Below are 22,298 nucleotides of genomic sequence, written 5' to 3'. Positions count from 1 at the left end.
ATGCTAAAAACGTTTCAATGGCGGTGGGCGCAGCGCTGTCGCGACATGACGCACGACGGCGCACACGCCGTCAGCCCGCTCTCCACCTGTTGTCCGCCTCACAGTGCGCGATACAGTCGGCCCATCATGACTATGGATTCACTGCTCCAGATCATCGGAGACATCGAAGAGACCGCCTGGTCCTGGCTCGGCATCTGGGTCGTCATCGGCGTCGGCATCTACATGACCGTCCGCACCGGGGTGGTGCAGCTGCGCCACCTTCCCGCGATGTTCGCGGCCATCGTGGAGAAGGCCCGCCGGGACGAGACCGGTCGCACTCGATCGCTCTCCGCCTTCCAGGCCTTCACGATCACGGCGTCGGCCCGCGTGGGCACCGGAAACATCGCTGGAGTCGCCGGAGCGATCGCCCTGGGCGGCCCGGGCGCGATCTTCTGGATGTGGGTGATGGCCGTCCTGAACTCCGCGGCCTCCTTCGTGGAGTCCACCCTGGCCCAGCTCTACAAGACCCGCCGCTTCGACACCTTCAAGGGCGGCCCGGCCTACTACATCCAGCGGGGGCTGGGCTCCCGCAGCGCCGGCATCGTCTTCGCCGTGATCTTCATCTTCTGCTTCGCCCTGTCCTTCACCTCGCTGCAGGCCAACACCGTCGTCGACGCCGTCACCGGTGCCGCGGACGCCGTCGGGGTGGCCGACACCACCACGCTGAGCTGGATCCTAGCCGTCGTGCTGACCGCGCTGACCGGACTGATCGTCGTCGCCGGCCTGCGCAGCGTCGCCCGGGTGGCCCAGAACGTGGTGCCGCTCATGGCCTCGCTCTACATCATCCTCGGGCTGGTGGTGATCATCATGAACATCGAGGAGCTGCCCCGGGTGGTGGGCCAGATCCTCGGCGACGCCTTCGACTTCCGCGCAGCCGCCGGCGGCGCCTTCGGCGCAATGATCATGGCGGGCGTGCAGCGCGGCATGTTCTCCAACGAGGCCGGCATGGGTTCGGTGCCGAACGTCGCAGCCACCGCCGACGTCTCCCACCCCGCCAAGCAGGGCCTGGTGCAGACCCTGGGCGTCTACCTGGACACGATCATCATCTGCTCGGTGACCGCGTTCATCATCCTGTTCACCTTCGAGGACCCGGTAGGGGCGGACGCCAACCTGGGCGTGGAGCTCACCCAGGGCGCCCTCGAGGCGAACCTCGGCATGTTCGGCGCCATCGCCCTGGCCGTGATCATCACGCTGGTGGCCTTCACCTCCATCCTGGGGAACTACTCCTACGGCGAGGCGAACATCCTGTTCATCTCCTCGAAGGAGAACGTCCGCAAGGCCTTCGCCGTAGTGCTCACCGGCGTGGTGTTCCTCGGCTCCATCATCAGCGTCGACCTCGCCTGGGCCATCGCCGGTGTCACCATGGTGATCATCGCCCTGTTCAACCTCGTGGTGATCTGTCTGCTCGGCAGCAAGGCGTTCCGCCTGCTCAAGCACTTCGACGCCCAGCGCAAGCAGGGCCTGGACCCCGTGTTCGTCGACGAGGACATGCCCGACCTGGAGAACGTCGAATGCTGGAGCCGCGAGGACGTCAGCGACTACCTGCAGCAGCGAGAATCGCCGACAGCTCCGCGGGCCGAGTGACCTGAGGCCAGTGGCCGGAGTCGATGTCGACCAGCTCGACGTCGTCCCCGGCGGCCAGCTCCGGCATGAACCCGGCGGCCATCCACTGCCGAGCATCCTCCACGGTGAACTCCGGGCACACCAGCGTGACCCGCACCTGATGGCGGCGCGCATCCCGGTAGGTCACCGGGGTTTCGAGCACGCCCGCCGGGCTGGGACGCATGATCGCTTCCAGTCTCGCGCGCGCCTCGTCGTCGAGGTCCCGGACGTCCTCGGGCTCGAAGGCCGGCCACCCGGGGAAGGGGACGTCGTCTCCGTCGGCGGCGAAGCCCTCCAGGAAAGGGCTGCCTTCCGCAGCCGGCATCCCGCCGATCATCACCGTGCGGGCCACGGAGTCCGGCCAGGCGTCCGCGGCCAGATGCGCCAACGTGGCCGCGGCCGAGTGCCCCACGACGACGGCGGGCTCCGGGTCCTCCTCCACGGCGGCGAGCACCGCGCCCAGGTGGTCGTCCAGGCCGAGGCCGGCGCGGCCGGCGTCGCGGGATTCCAGGCCGGGAAGGGTCAGCGCGTGAGCCTCATGGCCGGCCTTCCGCAGCAGGTCAGGGACGCCTCCCCACGAATCGGCGGCCAGCCAGAGGCCGGGGATCAGGATGAATCGCATGGCGTGAACACTCGCCGTCGAGCCGCGGCGAGTCAAGGGCTGATGACCGACCCCCTACCCCGGTAGGGGGCGGAGTTGGCTCCCCTGGGTGATGCCTCCGTACTGACCGGCTCCATACGGTAGCCGCATGAGCGTCATCAGCACTGAGAAGAGCACCGCCACCGTGGAGCAGACGGCACCGTCGGCCCCGCGTGAGCGCATGCCGCGCAATGCGCAGACCAATGACTTCGCCGAGCTCGCCGCGGAGGTGAAGGCCGCTGGACTGATGGACCGCCGCGCCGACCGCTACATCCTGCGCCTGGTGGTCCTCGGCCTGGCCGCCGTCGTCTCGGTGGCCCTGATGTTCGTGCTCGGAGACAGCCTCTGGCAGCTGGGGCTCGCCGCCGTCTTCGGCGTCCTGTTCACCCAGCTGGCCTTCCTCTCCCATGACAGCGCCCACCAGCAGGTGTTCGCCACCGGGCGTACCAACGAGTGGTTCTCCCGGATCGTGGGAAACCTGGGCGTCGGCCTCAGCTACGCCTGGTGGTCCCGGAAGCACGGGCGCCACCACGCCAGCCCCAACACCATCGGCCGCGACGGCGACATCGCCACCGGCGCCCTGGTGTTCGTCCCCGGAGAGAACGAGGGACGCACCGGCTTCATGGGGTGGATCACCCGCCGACAGGGCTGGCTCTTCTTCCCGCTGCTCACCCTCTTCGCCTTCGCCCTGCACTACAACGCGGTGCGCACCATCATCCTGGAGCCCAAGGTCAAGCACCGCGCCGTGGAGGCCGTGCTGGTGACCATCCGGCTGGTCGGCTTCCCCGCGCTGGTGCTGCTCACCCTCGGACTGCCGCTGGGCCTGGCGTTCCTGACAGTGCAGCTGGTGGTCTTCGGCGTCTACATGGGCGGCAGCTTCGCCCCCAACCACAAGGGCATGCCGCTGATCCCCAAGAACGAGCGCATCGACTTCCTGCGCCGCCAGGTCCTGACCTCCCGCAACATCCGCGGCGGGCTGCTCACGGACTGGGCGATGGGCGGGCTCAACCTGCAGATCGAGCACCACCTGTTCCCCCGCATGCCCAGCATGAACCTGCGCAAGGTCCGGCCGATCGTGGTGCGGTTCTGCGAGGAGAAGCAGATCCCCTACACCGAGACCGGACTCGTGGAGTCCTACGGCATCGTCATCCGCTACCTCAACCGCGTGGGCCTGGGGTACGCCGACCCCATGGACTGCCCGCTGGTCACCCAGTACCGGGGACGGTGAGCATCTGAGCAGGGCGGGCCGCCGGGATGTTGCTCCCGGCTGCCCGTTTCTGTCTCGAGGGGTCATTTCTCCGTGCATCTCCTCCAGTCTGACGCGCGTCAGCGGGTGCAGATGCAGGGAAGAGTGACTCCTCGACGAGCTCTCACGGCCTCCACCCGCGGTCGAACAGCGCGGCTGTCACCTTGTCCACGGCGGGAGCCCATGCTCTGACCTGGAGCCGGCGGGTGTTGCGCACCTCGATCCACCCCAACGCAGCGGCGAGCTCCGCGCGGCCGACGTCGCGCTCCACCTGCTGGGGGTGGGAGTGATGCGGCCCCTCGTACTGCACGGCGACCCTCCACTCACGGAACATCAGGTCCGGCTGGAACGCCGGGCGCCCGACGTCGTCGAGCACCCACCCGTTGACCTCCGGCTCGGGAAGGCCCGCGCGGTGCAGCGCGAGCCGCAGCCGCGTCTCCTGCGGCGAGTCCACCTGCTCCCGGGCCAGCTCGGCCGCCTGACGCAGCACCCTCACTCCTGCCCGTCGGCCGAGAGATTCGACGGCGGCGTGGAGATCCTGCCGCGTCGCAGCGGCCTCACCGGGCCCCTCGAACTCCACCCGCGGGGCGCGCAGGACGATGTCCGCCGCGATCAGCGCCTCCTCCAGCGACGCTCCGGCGAACATCTCCGCCCAGGTGCGCGCAACCGTGCTGGCCCGGACGCCGGCGATCCGTGTGATCTGGTCCGGCGGGACGTCGGCACGGTGCCCGACGACGTCGTGTCGGCGGATGCGCGTCCTGCCGCGAGGCACGGTCAGATGGAACGGCTCGCGCAGCTCCGCACCCCACAGACCCAGGAGGGCGGCGGCGGTGTCATGGGTGGCAACGACGTCGGCGTCGGCGGTGAGCACCTGCAGCGTGGCGAGCATCGGCGAAAGCTGATGCCCGCCGGCGTCGTAGATCCCGTGCCCCAGACGTGCGAGGGTCCCGTGCCGAAGGGCGCGCTCCAGATCGGCCGCGGGGAGGTCGGACAGGTCTCGGCGACGCGCGGGGCCCGCCGGCACCGAGGGCGGAGGGCGGCGTCGCCCGTCGTCGGCGCCGCGGTGGAACGGATTCATGGACTCCATCCCAGCGGATCTCCGGGCTGCGCGTCGCCGTTCTCCACAGGGCTGTGGAGAACGGCGACGCGGTCGGGGCCCGCTCTGCACGTCCCCTCCGCGTCTCGGAGTCACTTGTGCGCACATCTCCCTGCTGGTGACGCGCGTCAGCAAGGTGAGATGCATGGAGAAATGACTCCTCGACGGCAGGGAGGGGAATCCACCGCACCCTCACCCCAGCGGCAGCCGCGCCTCCACCCGGAAACCGCCCTCCGGGGTCGGACCCGAGTCCACGACGCCGCCGACCGCGCTCACCCGTTCCTCGATGCCTTCCAGCCCCAGGCCAGCGCCCGGCGCGGGCACGGCGTCGCTCTCCGGCGGGGCCGTGTTGGTCACCGCCAGGACCAGCTCCCGCCCCTGGACGGAGGCGGTGACTTCCACAGCCGAGCCGGGTGCATGGCGCAGGGCGTTGCTCAGCGCCTCCTGCACCAGCCGGTAGGCGGCCAGCCCAGCGGCGGAGGGAACGGCCGGCAGCTCGGCGAAACCGTCGATGCGGATCGTCACTCCCGATACGCGGGTGTCCTCCACCAGCTGCTCGACGTCCCCCAGCCCGGGGGTCGGCGCGGTGGGGACGTCGTCCTCGCCCCGCAGAATGCCCAGCAGCATCCGCATCTCCCCCAGCGCCTGTCGGGAGGAACGCGCGATCTCCTCGAACTCGCGCTGCGCCTCCGCCCCGATGCCAGGGACGCGATACGCCGCCGTGGCGGACTGCACGCTGATCACCGACATACTGTGCGCCACCACGTCATGCAGCTCCCGGGCGATCCTGTTGCGCTCCTCCAGCTCCCGGCGGCGCCGGGTCTGCTGGGCGCTGGCCTGTTCGGAGGCCTGCAGGCGCCCGGCGTTGAGGATCCACTGACGGGTCAGTGCTCCGAGCAGCACCACTCCCGCACTGACCGAGGCGAAGACGATCGCCGTGGACAGCACCCCACCCGGCACCTCCGGGGCTGCGACGACGACGGCGGCACCGGTCAGCAACGCGCTGGCCGCCCAGCCGCTGGCCGCCACGTACCACCGCTGCCGCAGTGCTGCGACCAGCAGCACCCCGCACTGGGCGAGCATTGCAGTCACCGGCCAAGGCCAGACGTTCACCTCAGACTCGGCGGTGGCCCCCATCATGGCCGCCGAAGCCACGACGGAGACACCGATGCCTGACCAGGAATGCCGCAGCGTGAGCACCAGGGCACCGCTGTGCGTCGCCGTCAGAATCATCGCGATCACCACATGGACCTGATAGACCGCGGCGGTCACCGGCCAGCCCACGGCCAGCAGCACCACCGCGGCGAACACCGCACCCATCCAGGACCACGCCTGGGCGCTGAAGGACGCCCCGCTGTGCGCCACGGCGGCAGGCTCCGGGGCATCGTCGGTGGCGACACGGCCGCCGTCGGGAAGCCTGCCCCGACCGCCGGAGCCCAGAAGGCTGGTGGCCAGCAGCGCGTCCAGCCAGGCGAGTCCGTGCATCACGGCCGGCAGGGTGACCAGCACGATGACGCCCACGGTGAAGAACACGGCCGAGTCCAGCAGGTACCGGCCGGCGTCGGTTCCAGGCACCAAGGCGGGGGCGATCAGGTCCAGCAGCTGGATCAGGCCGCGCTCCCCCGGAATGAACCGGGACCAGAAGAAGTAGGTGATGGCGGCCGGCCCCAGGACGATCCACAGCACCGCGATCACGAAGGTGACCAGTCGGACCGGCAGAGCGATGATGGCCTCGAAGATGAGGTCCAGCCAGCGGCGCGGGTCGCCCAGCAGACGCATCACACCGGCGACCCCGGAGCCCCGCCGTCTGTACACCACAGGCTCCGGGACCGCTCCCCACAGGCGCAGCCGCCGACGGGAGAGCTCCGCGAAGCCGGAGGCGACGATCAGGGTGGCCGGCAGCAGCAGCGCTCCGATCCACAGCGGGGCGGTGACGATGGAGGCGGCGGTCAGCGTGATCAGCAGGCTGAACCCGAAGACGGCGATGGGCAGTCCGGGCAACACGTAGGCGCAGTCGCGCAGCAGGCGGCGGATCATGACATCGATCCTTGACGAGGAGCTGTGATGGTCACATCACACCACAGAGCGATGTGTGGGGCATACCGGAGGGGTACCGTGGGGCCATGCCTGAGATCTCCTCCGACGTGGTGCGCGTGCTGATCGTGGACGACCAGTCGATGATCCGCGCCGGCTTCGCCGCGCTGCTCGACGCCCAGGAGGACCTGGCCGTCGTCGGGACCGCGGAGGATGGGGAGGGGATCGTCGACGTCGTGCGCCGCACCCGGCCGGACGTGGTGCTGATGGACATCCGCATGCCTGTCGTCAACGGACTGGAGGCCACGAAGCAGATCGCTCAGATGCAGAGCTCCCCACCACGGATCCTGATGCTGACCACCTTCGACGCCGATGAGTACGTCTTCGACGCGCTGCGCGCAGGGGCCAGCGGGTTCCTGCTCAAGGACGCGACCCCGGAGGAGCTGGTGCACGCGGTCCGTGTGGTGGCCGAAGGCGAGGCGCTGCTCTCCCCCAAGGTCACCCGGACCCTGATCGCGGACTACGCCTCCCGGCCCACGTCGCGGCCCCGGACCCACCTGCTGGCTGAGCTCACCGACCGGGAGCGGGAGGTGATGACGCAGGTGGCCCGAGGCCTGGCGAACGCGGAGATCGCCGCTGTGCTGCATCTCGCCGAACAGACCGTGAAGACCCATGTCTCGCGGATCCTGACCAAGCTGGGTCTGCGCGACCGGGCGCAGATCGTGGTCACGGCCTATGAATCCGGATTGGTGCGGGCGGGAGGATGAGAGGCGCGGGTCAGTGCCCCAAGAGCCCCAGCGGGACGACGGCGGGCAGGTGACCTCTCTCGGTCACCTGCCCGCCGTCGTCGTGCGTGCCCTCCGGAACGCTCAGTCCACGGCGACGAAGACGTCGTCGGCGAACATCCCCGGCGACACCTTCAGCACTCCGTCGGCCACGTCGTCGGCCGGCACGTGGATCGCGACGTTGCCGGTGGTGGTCGCAACTTCGTACAGGGTGCTCATGGAGTCGAAGCTGTCCGGTGTCACGGTGACCCTGTCGGAGGAGCGGAACGTGTTGCCCTCGGCGGATACGTAGTCGACGCTGACCCACGGGGTGTCGCCCTCGGGGTCGTCACCGGTGTACTGGACGCTGAAGTCCACCAGGATGTAGGTGTGCCCCTCCTCCGGGTCCTCGTTGTACGGGTTCTCCGCCAGCACGGCGTCGGTGGCGTCCAGGTCCACCCCGTTGACGGTCACCGCCCAGTCGGAGGTGGAGATCTCCGAACCCAGCGGATACGGGTTCGCGCGGGTGCCCGGCTCGGCGTCATCGGCGGAGGCCTCGTCGTCCTCATCCTCCGAGGTCGCCGCGGCGTCGGCCTCCTCCTGGTCGGCCTCTTCCTCGGCAGCGGCGGCCGCGTCGTCAGAGCCGCCGACCTCAGAGCCGCCCGCTTCGGCGTCACCGGACTCCGCGTCGTCGCCCTCCTCCGCGGCGGTGGAGACGGTGGTCTCGTCGCTGAAGGCCTCATCGAAGGCGTCGGCCACCACGGCGAAGAACACGATGATCCCGACGACAGTGCCCACCACGGAGACGATCAGCCCGGCGATCCCGGCACCGCGCTTCTTCCCCTTCAGGAACAGGGACACCAGGGCCAGGACGAACGCGATGGGCAGCAGCACCCAGCCCAGGATCAGGGCGCCCGGCACACAGGCGAAGATCGCCCCGAGGATCGCCGTGATCAGCGCGATGATCCCAAGGATGTTCCGGCTCGGCCCGGCCTCGACGGCGGCGGGATCCGGATAGGTGGTCGACATGGTTCAACCTGCTTTCTTCATCGGTCTGCGGGTGATGCACTCTGTGCTGATTCGAGCTTCTCGGACTGCGCGCATCACCGGCACCGCTGATCGGGCAGACAAGGATGCCTGATCGGGCATACTGAGCCGCCCGATCCGCCGTGTCCGCATGTCAGAGCACCTCAGTACACTGACGGCATGTTCCCCCGATCGTGGCCCCGGGCCGTGCGCGTCATCCTCTCCGGCATCGTCGTGCTGGTGATGATGAGCACCGGGCTCTTGGTGACGGTGTCGACGGCGATGACGAACCCGGAGTACATCGACTCGGCGACGGACGAACCGACCACTCTCGGCGCCATCATGATCGGGGTGGCGATGCTGGCCCTGCTCACACTGCCCTTCTACCGGCGCGCTCCGCTGGTGCCGATGATCGCCGGCACCGTAGTCGCACTGCTGCTGCGCCTGGACCCCTTCGTCCTGGCCGTGGGGCTGGCCGTGTGGGTGGTCCGGGCCAAGCGTCGCTGGCACTGGGCGGTCGCCGCCGCCGGATTCGCCGTCATCCTGATCTGCGCGGGCCTGCATCTGTACGCCCTCACCGGCTGGCCGGATCCGGACTACCAGCGCACCGGGCAGATCCTGGTCGCGGTCGTCACGGTCCTGTGCCTGGGGCTGGTGCTGGGGATCTCCCTGGGCGTGCGGCAGCGCCGGTCCGCCCGCACCGCCGAGGCCCACGCCCGGGCCGCCGAACACAGCAACGAGGCGCTCACCGAGCAGCTCACCCGTCAGCAGGAACGGCAGATCCTGGCCCGGGAGGTCCACGACACGTTGGCCTCCGACCTCTCCGGACTCTCCCTGCACGTGGGCGGGCTGGAGAAGGCCGCCCAGAGCACCGGGGACCCTCGTCTCGGCCACGAGCTGCGCACCACCCGCCACTATGCGGACCGGGCACTGACCAATCTGCGCACCCTGCTGACCTCCCTGCGTGAAGGCGACGCCAGCGACGCCGCCCCGGCCCCCTCCCCACGGGGCGTGGCCGACCTGCAGACCCTGTTCGCCGAGGCCGCCGCCACCGGCGTCGATGTGCGCCCCTTCGTGCTGGTGGACGGCTTCTCCACCGCACCGGATGCCCTGCAGCACGCGGTCCGGCGCATCACCGGCGAGGCGCTGACCAACGTGCTGCGCCACAGCAGCGACCGGACCGCCGAGGTGAGCCTCACCGGCGCGGAGGGCCAGGGGATCGAGCTGCGAGTCACGAACCGGGTGGCCCAAGGCTCGGGGTTCACCGGCGGGTCCGGCACGGGTCTGGTCGGCGTCGAGGAACGGGCCCGCGCGTTGGGCGGCTCCGCCGAGCCCCGCCAGGACGGGGACCGGTTCACCCTCACCGTGAGGCTGCCGTGGCCTGCGCCCGATGCCTCCGAGCCGCCCGGCGGAGTCTCGACGACGCCTGCCCGCTGACCTGGGGCTCCCCCGTCGCGTCAACCCCCAGTTGGTAGACTTCCCGCGTGATGCTCTCTGTGGTGATGGTCGACGACGACGCCCTGGTCCTGGGCTCGTTGCAGAACATCCTGAGCGGCGAAGAGGACATCGCCGTCGTCGCCACCGCCCCGTCGGGTGCCGAGGCGATCGACGCCGTCCGCACCCACCGTCCCGACGTCGTGGTGATGGACCTGCACCTGGGCGCAGGCATGGACGGCGTCGAGGCCATCCGCCGGATCCGCGAACAGCTGGCCCCTCCCGCCGTCCTGGCGGTGACCGCCTTCGATACGGACACCCACCTGCACGGCGCCCTCGACGCCGGGGCCACCGGCTTCCTGCTGAAAGAGGACGCCACCGAGTTCCTCGCCACCGCCCTGCGCATGGCCCACGACGGCGACCCGATGATCTCCCCGGCGATGACCTCCCGGCTGATCGCCAGCTACGTCGGCCAGCGGACGGAGCCGGTCTGCGAGTCGGCCCGTCGACGCGTGAGCCGACTCGCTGAGCGGGAGATCGCCGTGGCCCGGCTGATCGGTGACGGCAACACCTATGAAGACATTGCAGGCGAGCTGTTCATCTCGCCGAGCACCGTCAAGAGCACTCTGGCGAGCGCGCGGGCCAAGATCGGGGCGGACACCAGCGCCCAGCTGGCCGTCATCGTCGCCCAGGCCCGGCTGGATCTGAACGGACAGGCATGACGAGACAGCCGTGACACCGCCCTCTGGTTGAATGGTGCCCATGTCAGAGACCACCAGGATTCCCGCTCCCCCGCAGGCGAAGAAGGTTCCCACCAGCCGAGTCCACCACGGAGACACCGTGGCCGACCCCTATGAGTGGCTGCGGGACAAGGAGTCCCAGGAGGTCCTGGAGCACCTGCACGCAGAGAACCGCTACACCGACGCCGTCACCGCGGACCAGGAGCCGCTGCGAGAGGCGATCTTCTCCGAGATCAAGCACCGCACCGTGGAGACCGACCTCACGGTACCCTCCCGGCGCGGCGGGTTCTGGTACTTCACCCGCACCATCGAGGGCGAGCAGCACCCGATCTACTGCCGTGTGCCGGTGAGCGCCCCGGAGTCAGAAGCTCCCGAGTCCCGATCCCTGGACGCCTGGACCCCACCCGAGGTGCAGCCCGGGGAGCCGCTCGACGGTGAGGTCACCTATTTCGACACCAACGCCGAGGCGAAGCCCCACGCCTTCTATCAGCTCGGCGGGATGAGCATCGACGAGTCCGGCCGGCTGCTCGCCTACTGCGAGGACACCACCGGGGACGAACGGCACACCCTGCGCTTCCGGGACCTCACCACCGGGGAGAACCTGCCAGAGACCGTCGAGGACGTCCACGGCGCCGCCGTCCTGGACCCCACCGGGTCGCGCGCCTACTACATGGTGGCCGACGAGTCCTGGAGGCCCTGGCGTCTCTACGTCCATACTCTGGGCACCGACGCCTCCGAGGATCGGCTGCTGCTGGAGATCACCGACGAGCAGCTCTGGAGCGGCTTCGGGGTCTCCTCGGACAAGCGCGAGCTGATCATCCTCTCCGGCAATTCCGAGTATGACGAGTCCCGCCTGCTGGACCTCACCGACCCCGACGCCGAGCCGGTGCTGCTGATCTCCGCGGACCGCCGGCTGTTGCACAGTGTGGACCCGATCGAGCTCGACGGCGAGCGGAAGCTGCTGGTCACCCACAATGCCGGGGGCCCGAACAATGCGCTGAGCCTGACCACCGCAGAGGCGCTGGCCGCCCAGCGGTCCGAAGACCCCCTGGACCTGGGCACCACCGTGCTCCCGCACGAGGACACCGTCAAACTCGAAGGCGTCACCGTCACGGCCGCCCAGGTGCTGGTCAGCGCCCGGCGCGACACCGTGGAGTCCGTGCAGCTGCTCTCCCTGGACGCACTGCGCAACGTCCGCGACGGCGGCGCGGCGGTGCCGACGTCGTCGCTTCCCGGGCCGGGGTTCGAGGAGGAGCTGTTCACCTGCGCGGTGACCTCCGCCGAGCATGAGGCCCCCGTGTTCCGGGTGCTGTACACCTCCTGGTTCACGCCGCCGCGCATCTATGACATCCCTCATGCCGCCCCCTCCGACGACGGCGGGGACGCCGCTGCGCCCACCCCGATCCTGCGCCGCGAGACCCCGGTCCACGACGTCGACCTCTCTGCCTACCGCGCCACCCGGATCTGGGCACCCGGGGACGGCACCGCGCCGGACGGCTCCCCGGTGCAGGTCCCGGTCACCGTGATGCACCACCGCGACGTCGCCCCGGACGGCACCAACCCGACTCTGGTCTACGGCTACGGCTCCTATGAGATGAGCATGGACCCGTCCTTCGGGATCCCCCGCCTGTCCCTGCTGGACCGTGGGATCGTGTTCGCCATCGCCCATGTGCGCGGCGGCGGGGAGCTGGGACGCTGGTGGTACGAGGACGGCAAGAAGCTGACCAAGACCCACACGTTCACCGACTTCCTCTCCGCCACCGACCAGCTGGTGGAGGCCGGCTGGGCGGACCCGGCGCGCATCGCGGCCCTCGGCGGATCCGCCGGCGGACTGCTGATGGGCGCGATCGCGAACATGGCCCCGGAGAAGTACACCGCGATCGTCGCGCAGGTGCCGTTCGTGGACAACCTGACCTCCATCCTGGACCCGGACCTGCCGCTGTCCGCCCTGGAGTGGGAGGAATGGGGCAACCCGATCCAGGACGCCGAGGTCTACGCCTACATGAAGTCCTACTCCCCCTATGAGAACGTCCGGGACACCCGCTACCCGGCCATCGCCGCCGTCACCAGTCTGCATGACACCCGGGTGCTGTACGTGGAGCCCGCCAAATGGGTGCAGCGGCTGCGCGAGCATCAGCAGGGCGAGGCGCCGGTGGTGCTGAAGATCGAGATGGACGGCGGCCACGGCGGCGCCTCCGGCCGCTACGAGTCCTGGAAGGAGCGCGCCTGGGACTACGCCTTCCTGGCGCACCACCTGGGCGCGGCCGAGCGGCGGTTCTGATGGGCGAGACCGTCACCGTCGAGGGCCCGTGGACGGAACACCCGGAGATGGTACGCGTCTACGACGTCGAGAACTCCGGCGGCTGGGACCACGAGTTCTACACCGCGCTGATCGAGCAGAAGGACGCTCGGCGGGTCACCGACATCGGCTGCGGCACCGGGGTGCTCGGAGTGGAGCTGGCTCGTCGAGGGTTGCAGGTCACCGGAGTGGACCCCTCGGAGGCGATGATCGAGGTCGCCCGCACCCGTCCGGGCGGCGATGCCGTCACCTGGATCCATGGCACCGCGGAGCAGCTGCCGACGGCGGCGGCCGACGTCGCCGTCATGGAGGGCCACGTAGCCCAGTACTTCCTGCCCCGCGCGGCCTGGGACGAGGTGCTGGCCCACGCCCACCGGAACCTGGCCGACGGTGGCTGGCTGGCCTTCGAGTCCCGGAACCCGGAGGCCCTGGAGCTGGACGCCTGGGACGCCGAGCACACCCGGGAGACCCAGCCGCATCCCGACGGCGGCGAGTTCACCTCCTGGGTGGAGCTCGCCGGGGTGGATGCGACCTCGGCTGACGCCGCCGACGACGGCCCGCTGATCACCCACCGCGGCCACACGGTGCTGCCCGACGGACGACACCTGGTGGTCCACGAGACCCTGCGCTACCGGAGCCTGGCCACGCTGGTGGAGTCCCTGGGGCAGGCCGGTTTCGTGGTCGCCGAGGTCTGGGGAGACTGGGACCGGGAGGAACTCGCCGAGGACTCCCCCGAGATCATCATCCTCGCGCAGAAGCTGCCGGACCCGCCGAGTGAGGAGCCGCAGGCAGCCGAATGACGAACCGGGTGCGGCCCGGCCGGGACTCACAGCGGATAGTCCCCCGGTGGGCGTGGACGATCGCCGCGCAGATCGCCATCCCCAGGCCGGTGTTGCCCTGACCGGCCTCGGCATCGCCGCGGCTGCGAGCGCCGTCGCCGCGCACGAACCGGTCGAAGATGCGGGGCTGCAGCTCCTCCGGGATGCCGGGGCCGTCGTCCTCGACGGTCACCTCCACGGCATCTGCACGGTCCGCACGCAGGCGCAGGATCACCGAGGTGCCCTCCGGGGTGTGGTCCTTCGCATTGTTGACCAGGTTGGACACCACCTGGTGCAGCCGGGCGGCGTCCCCGCGGACCGTCAGATCCGCAGCGCCCTCGGGCAGGTCGATGTGCCACTGATGCCCCGGAGCGGTCAGCTGGGCGTCCGCGGAGACGTCCACCAGGATGCGGGCCAGTTCCACGGGTTCCTCGGCCAGCGGCACCCCGGAGTCCAGGCGGGCCAGCAGCAGCAGGTCCTCCACCAGCAGCCCCATCCGCTGCGATTCGGAGCGGATCCGCTGGGAGGAATGCCCCAGCTCCTCCGGCATCTCCGTCCGGCGGCGCTCCATCAGCTGGGCGTGGGCGCTGATCGCCGCCAGCGGGGTGCGCAGCTCGTGGCCGGCGTCGGCGATGAACCGGCGCAGCTGGTCCTCGCTGCTCTGCCGCCGGCCGATGGCATCTTCCACATGGTCCAGCATGCGATTCAGCGCCGCACCCACCTGCCCCACCTCGGTGCCCGGTGAGGTGTCCTGGTCCTGCACCCGGCTGGGCATGGAGACGGTGCCCTCGGCCAGCGGGGTCTGCGACACCTGGGAGGCCGTGCGGGCCAGCCGTTCCAGCGGGCGCAGCCCCAGCCGGATGATCCAGCGCCCGCCCAGGGCCGCCAGGGTGACCCCCAGCAGCCCCACCACGGTGAAGGACAGGGTCATGTCCCGGATGGTCTGGTCCACCTCGGACAGGGACTGCCCCACCACCACCTGTCCGCCGCCGCCGAGGGCGGCCGAGGTGACCCGGTAGGAGCCGTGATCGCTCAGCTGGACCGTCTCGGCGTAGGGCTCCCGGCCCGCACCGTCGAGCAGCTGATGCCGTTCCGCGTCCGAGAGCGGCGACACCACCCCGGACTCATCGGTGAGTTCGGCGACCTCTTCGACGCCGTCGGCCTCGATGACCACCACGGAGCGGGCCCGCATCCGGGGGATCTCCTGGGCCTCGTCCTCCACAGCGGAGCGCTGCGCCTCCAGCACGGTCTCGAGCTGGTCGTCCACTCGGTCCAGCACGGTGTGCCGCTGCACCGCCACCGTCACCACCCCGATCACGGCGGTGGCCACCACCAGCAGCATCACGATCCCGGCCACCAGCTGGCGCCGCAGCGGCCAGCGGCTCAGCCGGGCCAGGGTCCGCTCACTCATCGGCGGCCCTGATCGAATAGCCGACCCCGCGCAGCGTGTGGATCATCGGCGGGCCGAGCGCGTCGATCTTGCGCCGCAGGTAGGATATGTAGAGCTCCACCACCGAGGAGCGGCCGCCGACGTCGTACTGCCACACCGCGTCCAGGATCTGAGCCTTGGACAGCACCTTGCGCTGGTTCTCCATCAGGTACCGCAGCAGGGAGAACTCGGTGGCGGTGAGCTCCACCGGCGCCCCGGCCCGGGTGACCTCATAGGTGTCCTCGTCCAGGACGAGGTCTCCGACCACCAGCACCGAGGACTCCTCCGCCACATGCCGCACATGCCGGCGCACCATGCCGCGCAGCCGCACCACCACTTCCTCCACGGAGAAGGGCTTGGTCACGTAGTCGTCCCCGCCGGAGGTCAGTCCGGCGATCCGATCGGCGACGTCGTCCTTGGCGGTGAGGAACAGCACCGGCACATCCTCTCCGGAGGCCCGCAGCCGGCGGACCACCTCGAAGCCGTCGATGCCGGGCATCATCACGTCCAGCACGACGACGTCGGGGCGGAGATCCCGCACCGCGGCCAGTGCGGCCTGGCCGTCGCCCACCCGGTGAGGCTCCCAGCCCTCGGCACTGAGCGCCATGGCCAGGACTTCGCTGAGCATCGGGTCGTCGTCCACCACCAGCGCCCGGATCGGACTGCCGTCCAGGCGGGTCAACGTATGCTCCTGACTCCCCATGGGAGCACCCTACCGGCTGGGCAGGCTCTCACCATGGTGGATCCCCGAGGCGAAGTGCCGGCGCAGCGTGCGCTTCCAGGGGGTCGCCGGAAGCTCCGGGCACAGCGCCGCCAGGCCGGTGCAGTACTTGGACAGCCGGGTCGGCCGCACGCCCAGCTGCCACAGGATCCGGTCCGCCTGGCCCGCGCCCGAGGCCGACTTCGTCTCGACGACGGCGAGGCCCGGGGTGGTCAGGGACTCGCTGCGTGCGGGTGTGGAGCCGGCCTCGGCGGTGCTGACATGCCGGGTCCACTGGAGGTCGGTGTCGATCGTCATCCGCGACGGCGGCTCCCCCGGCTCCGCGGGAGGAAGCAGCACCGTGGTGCGCCGGTAGGCGGTGCCCAGCGACGGCACCAGCTCCTCGATCCGCGCCGGGTCCACTCCGGTGGAGGACAGGGCGGCGGCGACGTCGTCGTCGGCGGTCCCGCGGAAGCGGTCCAGCTGGACATAGGGGTGGCTGGTGCGTTCCTTGACCGTCTCCCCGCGGGACCCTGAGCGTTTGATCTCCAAGTAGGCCTGGCCGGTGTCCACATACTGGCGGGTGCGCAGCTTGAAGCGACGCCGCCTGCGCAGCGTGGACTGCAGGTAGGAGACCCGGTCCGGGGTGTCGAAGTACAGGGACCGGTACCGCATGGCCCGTGCCCCGGAGATCTCCAGGACCCGGGCTGGGTCCTCCTGGAGGTGACGCAGCAGCGCCTCCACCTGGGGACCATGGACCACGTATTTGCGGTCCACGCGGGTCTGCAGCGCAGCCTGCGCGTTCAGCTGGTCCAGCGTGATGGGGGCGAATCCGGCCGCGAGGGCGTCGATGAGCCGTCCGGGGTCGGCGCCGCGGGCGAGGCTCATGCCCGGCGCTCCATCTGCGCGGCCACGGACCGCTCAGGCACGGTCTGCTCAGGCACGGTCTGCGCAGGCACGGTCTGCGCAGGCACGGTCTGCGATGCCCCGGCCTGGGTTGTCCGGAGGTCGCGCGGGCGTGGGTCGGCCCAGCGGACGTTGACGGTCATGGTGTCGTCCACGAGGTCCACTCGGGTGATGCTCACGGAGCGCACCGGCGCGCCGATGATGGGCTCGAGCCGGGCGCGCACAGTGTCCAGGTCGAGGTCCGCGCCGTCGAGGCGCAGGGTCTGCTGACGGGACCGGACCAGCACCTTCCGGGAGTCCACCAGGGCCACGGCCAGCAGGATCAGGGCGATCAGGGCGACGCCCAGGACGGGGTCGATCCCGTCGAAGCCGGCGATCAGGCCGATAGCCAGCGAGGCGAAGTAGTAGGCCACCTCATGCTGGGAGATCTCGGAGGAGCGCAGCCGGATGATGGACAGCACGCCGAAGAGGCCGAGGCCCACCCCGATGCCGATCTCCAGGGAGGACAGCACCGCGGCGACGGCGAAGACGCCGATGTTGACCACCACGAACGCGGTGACCAGGTCCCGGCGGTGGTGACGGCGGAAGTACAGGCCGAAGGTCAGCAGCAGAATCGCTGCGGCGTCGACCATGACCATCCAGAGGTGTTCCATGGGGTTCTCCTGGGGTTCTCGATGACGTGTCGAGTCCCCATGGAAGGGCACGATCTTATGAACGCCCTATGAATCGGCGATGTCTCGGTCAAGAATTCGTAGGGCGCTCGACTGACCCCCTGCTACCGTGAGGCCATGCCGTGGTTCGCCTGGATCGTCCTCACCGCCATCATCGTCGGCGGGATCGTCGCCGTGGTCACGGCGCGGACAGAGCGCGGGATCGGGGCACCGGGCGACCGTGAGGAGCTCGAGCAGCTCAAGAGGCGCCTCTCCGAGCTGGAGAGGCGTCCTGCCGCTCCGGAGCTGGAGGAGCCGCACATCCCGACCCGTGCGGAGGAGAACCTCACCGCCGAGGACCGGTGGCGCCTGGACATGCTGGAGGCCCGGCTCGAGAGCCTCGAGGGAAGCACAGGACGGACGGCGGCCGACGCCGACGAGCGGAACAGCGGCGAGCCGGACAGCGACGAACCGGATGACGGCGACTCTGGCCACCCGGACGGCTTCAGCGGCACCACGCGCTGACGACGTCGTCGTCCAGAAGGGCCACATCCAGATCGGAGTCCTCGATGTCGACGCCGATGGGCAGCGTCCCGGCCAGCGCCCAGCCCTCGACGCCGGAGATGTCGTCAAGTCCGAGCCCGTCCAGCAGCCGCTGCGCCTCCGCCAGCCGCCTGCGGCTCCCCTGCGTCACAGCGCCTGGGCGTACTGCCCGTGGGGACCGGTGCGGGCGATCGGTTCGCCGTCGAGGGCCAGCACGAAGTCCGGGGTGTCGCCGCCCTGGGGCAGCTTCTCGGTGATCTCCGGCAGCACCCGGGAGCCCTCGTTGGAGATCCACCGGGCGTGGGAGGCCCGCACCTGACGGGCGAAGGACTCCCGGTCCTCCAACGGCAGGTAGGCGAGCACCGCTGAGTGGAACACCACCGGGGTGACCCCGTACGGCACCTGGTCCAGCAGCTGGGGCAGCATCCCGTTCAGGTCCCCGCGCACGATCGACGGCGGCTGGGCGGCGACCAGCTGGGCGCCGGCGTGGATGCGGTCCAGCCGATACTCCATGCCCGGCCACACCAGATGCTCCAGCCACTCCCGGTCCTCCTCCCGGCGGAGGTCCAACGGGTTCAGGTCCACGCCGGCGCGCCAGGCGATCTCCGGCAGCGACGACGGCGGCTCGATGCCTTCCAGCCCGCAGTCCAGCTCCACCTCGGCGCGCACCGGGCCTGTCGGTTCCAGGGCGACGGGTCCCGCAGCCGTGCCGTAGCGGATCTCCCAGCAGTCGGGGTAGAGCAGCAGGCCGGCGGAGGCTCCCACTTCGATGAGGGCGACCGGGCCCTCGATCCGGGACAGGGCGAGGTTCAGCACCGCGCTGCGCCCGGGCTCATTGGTCTGGGTGCGCCGTTCCCGCATCGTGGTGGTGATGTCCTCCCAGTGGGCGAGGATCTGCGGGCGGGCGTCCGCCCAGGCCTTGAGCGGAGTGCCGTGCAGCCGCGCGGCGGCGAAGAGCAGGTTCGGCTGGCGCTTCTCCGGAGGCAGGGCCAGCAGGCGGTCGAGCACCTCGGTGTCCTCAGCGACCCCCAGGGCCCAGTCCTCGTAGAGCACCGACACCGGGGCCGCCTCGACGTGCCCGAAATGCCGGTAGAACTCGCGCAGGTGGTCCAGGTCGCCGTCGTGTGTGATCTCCCGCATACCCACACCCTACGGCCAGCTCAGCATCCGCGGAAGGACCCTCCGGTACGGTGAACCCATGGAGCGCATCCCGGAGTCCCCCGCCTCGGCGGACCTCGGCCGCCTCACGGGTTTCGATCCCCGGCGCCATGCCTTCCGGTTCCCGAACCGCTTCGTGGACGTGCTCTTCTCCGGCCGACTGCCCCCGGTGGTGGGGCGGAAGGTCACCTGGACCGGACGCGGGCGATGCGGCGGGATGGCGTTCTCGGCGCTCGACCACCTCCACGCCGAGGCGGAGGTGCCGCCGTCGACGTCTGAGGACTTCCGCACCGCAGACGGGACGTCTCCGGGCGTCCCGCCGGACGGGCATCCGCTGGCCGATCACATCCGCGCCCGTCAACGCCGCAGCATGGTCACCGGTTGGTGCGGGGCCCTCAACGGGATCCGGTATCTGACGTGGAGCGCGATGCCCACCGGGTGGCTGATCCGACTCACCCGGCGGGAGGTTCGGCGCGCCCTGGCCTCGCTGGACGACGGCGTCCCCGTGGTCCTCGGGCTGGTGAGCGTCCACTCGTTGCGCCCCTCGGCGCTGGGCCGCAATCACCAGGCGGTCTGCCACGGGTACCGGCGCTCCCCGGCGGGCGAGCTGGAACTGCTGCTCTACGACCCCAACCACCCCTACGATCCGTGCGCCCCGGCTCGCAGCGCGGTGGTGCTCCGGCGGCGCGAGGGGGACGCGCCGTCGTCGCCGTATCAGTCCGGGGCTCCGGGCTCGGTGCCCCGGCCCTGGCGCGGCTTCTTCGTGGCGCGGTACCGGCCCCGTCCGCTGCCGCCCACGCTGCGCTGACGGGCTGGCGTCCGGGCTCGCCGTCTGGCCCAGGGCCAGGTCATCAGGCCCCACACCGCAGCGACGAGCACGATCTCCCAGAGGATGTAGATCGGCCACGGGCCCAGCAGATCCAGGATCGAGTCGCCTGGGGGAAGCTCGTTGAGGAAGCCGTAGTTGGTGCCCAGCCAGGAGTTGAGGACCATGACGATCGCCGCCCACCCCAGCACGGCCACGTAGGCGATGCGGAAGTGTCGCCATCCCGGCCGGTGGCCCAGTCCCCAGACGACCAGCAGCGCCACCAGCAGCACCGCGATGTGCAGCCCCCAGTAGAAGGGGAACTCCACCGGTGAGAACCGCAGCTGACTGGGGTGCGGAGTCAGCAGCGCCTGGGTGTTGAGCGTCAGGCCCCAGTACCAGGTGATGGCCACCGCCCAGCGGGAGCGCCGGATCAGCGCGACGGCCGCGATGATGCGCAGCACGTCCGAGTAATGCAGCGGCAATGAGCGCCCGATGTCCCAGTTCTCCGGGAGCATCCACCACCCCATCCAGGCCAACGACGCCGCCAGCAGCAGCCAGCCCGCCAGGCAGGTCACGCGGCGCTCTGCCGGATGGCCTCGCAGCCGTCGGGCGCCCCAGACGACCACCACGCCCAGCACGGCCGCCAGTCCCAGCAGAGCCAGATGGCGCCCGCCGAAGACCTCAGGTGCGGCGGCAGCGATCACAGGGCTCACATCTCCACTGTACGTGTGAAGCGGTCTCGGCCCCACAGTCCGTCACGAGGACTCACTCCGAGACAGATGAACACTTGCCAGGAGATGTGACGTGCACTACATTTCCGTTCATCGGGAGAACAAAATGCGCTCACCCGCCGATCTCCCGCCGCACCCTCGGTGCCGCAACCCGGTACACAGCTCCGAACCGGCCACGGAAGCCTGATCACCTTCCTCGCCGGAACATGAACATTCCCACGAAAGGTGATGACATTCCCATGACCACCGCTCAGACGCCGCCCGCCCGGACGGCGACACGACCCCCGTCCACCGGCCGCATCCGCCGACTTCTGCACCGCCGCGCCGTCGCCGTCGCTGCTGCGCTGGCCATGCTGTGCGGGGCCGTTCTGGCCACCCCAGCCTCGGCCCAGCCCGTCTACGAGGACACCCAGGGATACCACGACGGCTACTTCTACACGTTCTGGACCGACGCCCCCGGGACCATCACCATGAACCTGGAGCCGGGCGGCAGCTACTCCACGCAGTGGGGCGACACCGGGAACTTCGTCGTCGGCAAGGGCTGGTCCACCGGTACGTCCCGGACCGTGGACTACTCCGCGACGTTCAACCCGTCGGGCAACGGCTACCTGGCCCTCTACGGGTGGACCCGTGGCCCGCTCGTGGAGTACTACATCATCGAGGACTACGGCACCTACCGTCCCACCGGTGACTACAAGGGCACCTTCTGGTCGGACGGCAGCTACTACGACATCTACGAGACAACTCGGGTCGAGGAGCCGTCGATCGACGGCACCCAGACGTTCCAGCAGTACTGGAGCGTCCGGCATGACACGCGCACCAGCGGGTCGATCACCACAGCGAACCACTTCCACGCGTGGGAGCAGGCCGGCATGCCGCTGGGCAGCCACGACTACCAGGTCATGGCCACCGAGGGCTACCAGTCCTCCGGCAGCTCGTCCGTGACGGTCCACACCGCCCCGTGATGCGCAGGCCCTGACCCCAGGCCGAGACTCTGCACCCCGGAATCACGATCGCACCGCCATATCTGGTGAGGCAGACGTGATTCCGGGGTGCAGAACGGCCGGACCCGCGACGGCGGCGGTATCGTGAGCCGCATGACCAGTCACGCGGCCCGAGCGTCCGGGTGGCGCACACGCCCCGAATCGCCGACGGATCCCGCCGATGCGGCCGCCGTGCGCCGCATCACGCGCGCCGCCTTCGAGACCAGCGCCGAGGCAGATCTGGTGGACGCTCTCCGGCAGGACCCTGCCTGGATCCCCGGGCTCTCCATGCTGGCGCTGACACCGGAGGGTGAGCCGGTGGGCCACGCCTTGCTGACCCGCTGCCACATCGGTGAGATGCCGGCCCTGGCCCTGGCTCCCTGCTCGGTCGCCCCGGTTCACCAACGCACCGGAGCGGGATCGGCCGCCACCCGCGCCGGCCTCGGCGCCGCCCGGGACTTGGGCGAGGACGCCGTCGTCGTGCTGGGCCACCCTGAGTACTACCCCCGGTTCGGCTTCGAACGAGCCTCCTCCCACGGGATCAGGGTCGGCTTCGACGTCCCTGACGAGGCTCTGATGGCACTCAGCCTCACCGGTTGCCCACTGCCGACGGGGACGATCCGGTACCCCGCACCGTTCGGCGTCTGAGACT

The 22,298-nt window shown here is 70.2% G+C and carries 22 protein-coding genes; 11 read left to right on the top strand and 11 right to left on the bottom strand.

Translation table 11 applies throughout. From position 1 onward, the window contains the following. Positions 1-126: 126 nt before the first annotated feature. Positions 127-1,623 carry an alanine/glycine:cation symporter family protein gene (locus tag ABD658_RS06080; protein WP_344681989.1) on the top strand — a complete coding sequence of 499 codons (1,497 nt, stop codon included), beginning with the start codon at positions 127-129 and terminating at the stop codon, positions 1,621-1,623. Here ABD658_RS06080 and ABD658_RS06075 read toward each other — a convergent pair. After that, a complete protein-coding gene (locus ABD658_RS06075; RefSeq protein ID WP_344681991.1) occupies positions 1,571-2,263 on the bottom strand; it encodes an alpha/beta fold hydrolase in 693 nt (230 codons plus the stop codon). The two genes, ABD658_RS06080 and ABD658_RS06075, sit on opposite strands and share 53 nt — an antisense overlap. Positions 2,264-2,390: 127 nt before the next feature. Between ABD658_RS06075 and ABD658_RS06070 the strand changes: the two genes are divergently transcribed. Beyond that, the gene (locus ABD658_RS06070; RefSeq protein ID WP_344681993.1) at positions 2,391-3,509 is read left to right on the top strand and encodes a fatty acid desaturase family protein; all 1,119 of its coding nucleotides are present in this window, start codon (positions 2,391-2,393) and stop codon (positions 3,507-3,509) included. Between the two features lie 142 nt (positions 3,510-3,651). Here the strand turns inward: ABD658_RS06070 and ABD658_RS06065 are convergent, their stop codons facing one another. Continuing rightward, positions 3,652-4,605, bottom strand: coding sequence for a hypothetical protein (locus ABD658_RS06065; RefSeq protein WP_344681995.1), 954 nt, complete (start codon positions 4,603-4,605; stop codon positions 3,652-3,654). Positions 4,606-4,815: 210 nt separating this feature from the next. Further along, on the bottom strand, positions 4,816-6,660 hold the full coding sequence (locus tag ABD658_RS06060) for a sensor histidine kinase (RefSeq protein WP_344681997.1): 1,845 nt from the start codon (positions 6,658-6,660) through the stop codon (positions 4,816-4,818). Between the two features lie 86 nt (positions 6,661-6,746). On the opposite strand from ABD658_RS06060, the gene ABD658_RS06055 reads away from it, so the two are divergent. Continuing rightward, complete coding sequence (locus tag ABD658_RS06055; protein ID WP_344681999.1) at positions 6,747-7,424, top strand: response regulator; 678 nt, start codon at positions 6,747-6,749, stop codon at positions 7,422-7,424. Positions 7,425-7,526: 102 nt separating this feature from the next. Here ABD658_RS06055 and ABD658_RS06050 read toward each other — a convergent pair whose 3' ends face one another. Then, positions 7,527-8,450 carry a hypothetical protein gene (locus ABD658_RS06050; protein ID WP_344682000.1) on the bottom strand — a complete coding sequence of 308 codons (924 nt, stop codon included), beginning with the start codon at positions 8,448-8,450 and terminating at the stop codon, positions 7,527-7,529. Between the two features lie 177 nt (positions 8,451-8,627). Between ABD658_RS06050 and ABD658_RS06045 the strand changes: the two genes are divergently transcribed. From ABD658_RS06045 to ABD658_RS06030, 4 genes are read left to right on the top strand one after another with little or no spacing between them, the layout of a single operon-like run. Beyond that, positions 8,628-9,884 carry a sensor histidine kinase gene (locus ABD658_RS06045; protein WP_344682001.1) on the top strand — a complete coding sequence of 419 codons (1,257 nt, stop codon included), beginning with the start codon at positions 8,628-8,630 and terminating at the stop codon, positions 9,882-9,884. Positions 9,885-9,934: 50 nt separating this feature from the next. Continuing rightward, positions 9,935-10,603 carry a response regulator transcription factor gene (locus ABD658_RS06040; RefSeq protein WP_344682184.1) on the top strand — a complete coding sequence of 223 codons (669 nt, stop codon included), beginning with the start codon at positions 9,935-9,937 and terminating at the stop codon, positions 10,601-10,603. 40 nt (positions 10,604-10,643) lie between these two features. Continuing rightward, a complete protein-coding gene (locus ABD658_RS06035) occupies positions 10,644-12,902 on the top strand; it encodes a S9 family peptidase (protein ID WP_344682002.1) in 2,259 nt (752 codons plus the stop codon). Continuing rightward, positions 12,902-13,720, top strand: a complete 819-nt coding sequence (locus tag ABD658_RS06030) for a class I SAM-dependent methyltransferase (RefSeq protein WP_344682003.1) — start codon at positions 12,902-12,904, stop codon at positions 13,718-13,720. The genes ABD658_RS06035 and ABD658_RS06030 overlap by 1 nt, the downstream gene beginning before the upstream one ends. On the opposite strand, the gene ABD658_RS06025 is transcribed toward ABD658_RS06030, so the two are convergent. The 4 genes from ABD658_RS06025 to ABD658_RS06010 are packed head-to-tail and all read right to left on the bottom strand — an operon-like array spanning position 13,662 to position 17,426. After that, positions 13,662-15,149 (bottom strand): sensor histidine kinase, encoded by a 1,488-nt coding sequence (locus tag ABD658_RS06025; RefSeq protein ID WP_344682004.1) that lies wholly within the window; start codon positions 15,147-15,149, stop codon positions 13,662-13,664. The genes ABD658_RS06030 and ABD658_RS06025 overlap by 59 nt on opposite strands. Continuing rightward, positions 15,142-15,870: a response regulator transcription factor gene (locus ABD658_RS06020; RefSeq protein WP_344682005.1), complete on the bottom strand. Its 729-nt coding sequence runs from the start codon at positions 15,868-15,870 to the stop codon at positions 15,142-15,144. The genes ABD658_RS06025 and ABD658_RS06020 overlap by 8 nt, the downstream gene beginning before the upstream one ends. A gap of 9 nt (positions 15,871-15,879) precedes the next feature. Continuing rightward, positions 15,880-16,755: a polyphosphate polymerase domain-containing protein gene (locus ABD658_RS06015; RefSeq protein ID WP_344682006.1), complete on the bottom strand. Its 876-nt coding sequence runs from the start codon at positions 16,753-16,755 to the stop codon at positions 15,880-15,882. After that, positions 16,752-17,426 carry a DUF4956 domain-containing protein gene (locus ABD658_RS06010; protein ID WP_344682007.1) on the bottom strand — a complete coding sequence of 225 codons (675 nt, stop codon included), beginning with the start codon at positions 17,424-17,426 and terminating at the stop codon, positions 16,752-16,754. The genes ABD658_RS06015 and ABD658_RS06010 overlap by 4 nt, the downstream gene beginning before the upstream one ends. 135 nt (positions 17,427-17,561) lie before the next feature. Between ABD658_RS06010 and ABD658_RS06005 the strand changes: the two genes are divergently transcribed. Further along, positions 17,562-17,948: a hypothetical protein gene (locus ABD658_RS06005; protein WP_311024592.1), complete on the top strand. Its 387-nt coding sequence runs from the start codon at positions 17,562-17,564 to the stop codon at positions 17,946-17,948. Here ABD658_RS06005 and ABD658_RS06000 read toward each other — a convergent pair. Together ABD658_RS06000 and ABD658_RS05995 are read right to left on the bottom strand one after the other, a co-directional pair. Then, entirely contained in the window at positions 17,929-18,117 is a 189-nt protein-coding gene (locus ABD658_RS06000) for a hypothetical protein (RefSeq protein WP_344682008.1), read from the bottom strand. The genes ABD658_RS06005 and ABD658_RS06000 overlap by 20 nt on opposite strands. Continuing rightward, the gene (locus tag ABD658_RS05995) at positions 18,114-19,106 is read right to left on the bottom strand and encodes a DUF2332 domain-containing protein (RefSeq protein WP_344682009.1); all 993 of its coding nucleotides are present in this window, start codon (positions 19,104-19,106) and stop codon (positions 18,114-18,116) included. The genes ABD658_RS06000 and ABD658_RS05995 overlap by 4 nt, the downstream gene beginning before the upstream one ends. A 58-nt stretch (positions 19,107-19,164) precedes the next feature. Here ABD658_RS05995 and ABD658_RS05990 point away from each other — a divergent pair, with 58 nt between their 5' ends. Next, positions 19,165-19,932: a hypothetical protein gene (locus ABD658_RS05990; protein ID WP_344682010.1), complete on the top strand. Its 768-nt coding sequence runs from the start codon at positions 19,165-19,167 to the stop codon at positions 19,930-19,932. On the opposite strand, the gene ABD658_RS05985 is transcribed toward ABD658_RS05990, so the two are convergent. Beyond that, positions 19,839-20,645, bottom strand: a complete 807-nt coding sequence (locus ABD658_RS05985; protein ID WP_344682011.1) for a YwaF family protein — start codon at positions 20,643-20,645, stop codon at positions 19,839-19,841. The genes ABD658_RS05990 and ABD658_RS05985 overlap by 94 nt on opposite strands. 257 nt (positions 20,646-20,902) lie before the next feature. Between ABD658_RS05985 and ABD658_RS05980 the strand changes: the two genes are divergently transcribed. Then, a complete protein-coding gene (locus ABD658_RS05980; protein ID WP_070158853.1) occupies positions 20,903-21,628 on the top strand; it encodes a glycoside hydrolase family 11 protein in 726 nt (241 codons plus the stop codon). A gap of 132 nt (positions 21,629-21,760) precedes the next feature. Beyond that, positions 21,761-22,294: a GNAT family N-acetyltransferase gene (locus ABD658_RS05975; RefSeq protein ID WP_344682012.1), complete on the top strand. Its 534-nt coding sequence runs from the start codon at positions 21,761-21,763 to the stop codon at positions 22,292-22,294. Positions 22,295-22,298: the final 4 nt, after the last annotated feature.

The sequence above is a fragment of the Nesterenkonia aethiopica genome, assembly GCF_039534665.1.
In the GTDB taxonomy this organism is placed as follows: Bacteria; Actinomycetota; Actinomycetes; order Actinomycetales; family Micrococcaceae; genus Nesterenkonia; species Nesterenkonia aethiopica.
Note: the sequence above shows the minus strand (reverse complement) of the source record. Positions and strands in the feature narration are given on the sequence as shown.

Excerpts from the sequence above, each read along its gene's own strand:
- ABD658_RS06080 (WP_344681989.1), top strand. The coding sequence starts at position 127 with ATGACTATGGATTCACTGCTCCAGATCATCGGAGACATCGAAGAGACC.
- ABD658_RS06075 (WP_344681991.1), bottom strand. The coding sequence starts at position 2,263 with ATGCGATTCATCCTGATCCCCGGCCTCTGGCTGGCCGCCGATTCGTGG.
- ABD658_RS06070 (WP_344681993.1), top strand. The coding sequence starts at position 2,391 with ATGAGCGTCATCAGCACTGAGAAGAGCACCGCCACCGTGGAGCAGACG.
- ABD658_RS06065 (WP_344681995.1), bottom strand. The coding sequence starts at position 4,605 with ATGAATCCGTTCCACCGCGGCGCCGACGACGGGCGACGCCGCCCTCCG.
- ABD658_RS06060 (WP_344681997.1), bottom strand. The coding sequence starts at position 6,660 with ATGATCCGCCGCCTGCTGCGCGACTGCGCCTACGTGTTGCCCGGACTG.
- ABD658_RS06055 (WP_344681999.1), top strand. The coding sequence starts at position 6,747 with ATGCCTGAGATCTCCTCCGACGTGGTGCGCGTGCTGATCGTGGACGAC.
- ABD658_RS06050 (WP_344682000.1), bottom strand. The coding sequence starts at position 8,450 with ATGTCGACCACCTATCCGGATCCCGCCGCCGTCGAGGCCGGGCCGAGC.
- ABD658_RS06045 (WP_344682001.1), top strand. The coding sequence starts at position 8,628 with ATGTTCCCCCGATCGTGGCCCCGGGCCGTGCGCGTCATCCTCTCCGGC.
- ABD658_RS06040 (WP_344682184.1), top strand. The coding sequence starts at position 9,935 with ATGCTCTCTGTGGTGATGGTCGACGACGACGCCCTGGTCCTGGGCTCG.
- ABD658_RS06035 (WP_344682002.1), top strand. The coding sequence starts at position 10,644 with ATGTCAGAGACCACCAGGATTCCCGCTCCCCCGCAGGCGAAGAAGGTT.
- ABD658_RS06030 (WP_344682003.1), top strand. The coding sequence starts at position 12,902 with ATGGGCGAGACCGTCACCGTCGAGGGCCCGTGGACGGAACACCCGGAG.
- ABD658_RS06025 (WP_344682004.1), bottom strand. The coding sequence starts at position 15,149 with ATGAGTGAGCGGACCCTGGCCCGGCTGAGCCGCTGGCCGCTGCGGCGC.
- ABD658_RS06020 (WP_344682005.1), bottom strand. The coding sequence starts at position 15,870 with ATGGGGAGTCAGGAGCATACGTTGACCCGCCTGGACGGCAGTCCGATC.
- ABD658_RS06015 (WP_344682006.1), bottom strand. The coding sequence starts at position 16,755 with ATGAGCCTCGCCCGCGGCGCCGACCCCGGACGGCTCATCGACGCCCTC.
- ABD658_RS06010 (WP_344682007.1), bottom strand. The coding sequence starts at position 17,426 with ATGGAACACCTCTGGATGGTCATGGTCGACGCCGCAGCGATTCTGCTG.
- ABD658_RS06005 (WP_311024592.1), top strand. The coding sequence starts at position 17,562 with ATGCCGTGGTTCGCCTGGATCGTCCTCACCGCCATCATCGTCGGCGGG.
- ABD658_RS05995 (WP_344682009.1), bottom strand. The coding sequence starts at position 19,106 with ATGCGGGAGATCACACACGACGGCGACCTGGACCACCTGCGCGAGTTC.
- ABD658_RS05990 (WP_344682010.1), top strand. The coding sequence starts at position 19,165 with ATGGAGCGCATCCCGGAGTCCCCCGCCTCGGCGGACCTCGGCCGCCTC.
- ABD658_RS05980 (WP_070158853.1), top strand. The coding sequence starts at position 20,903 with ATGACCACCGCTCAGACGCCGCCCGCCCGGACGGCGACACGACCCCCG.
- ABD658_RS05975 (WP_344682012.1), top strand. The coding sequence starts at position 21,761 with ATGACCAGTCACGCGGCCCGAGCGTCCGGGTGGCGCACACGCCCCGAA.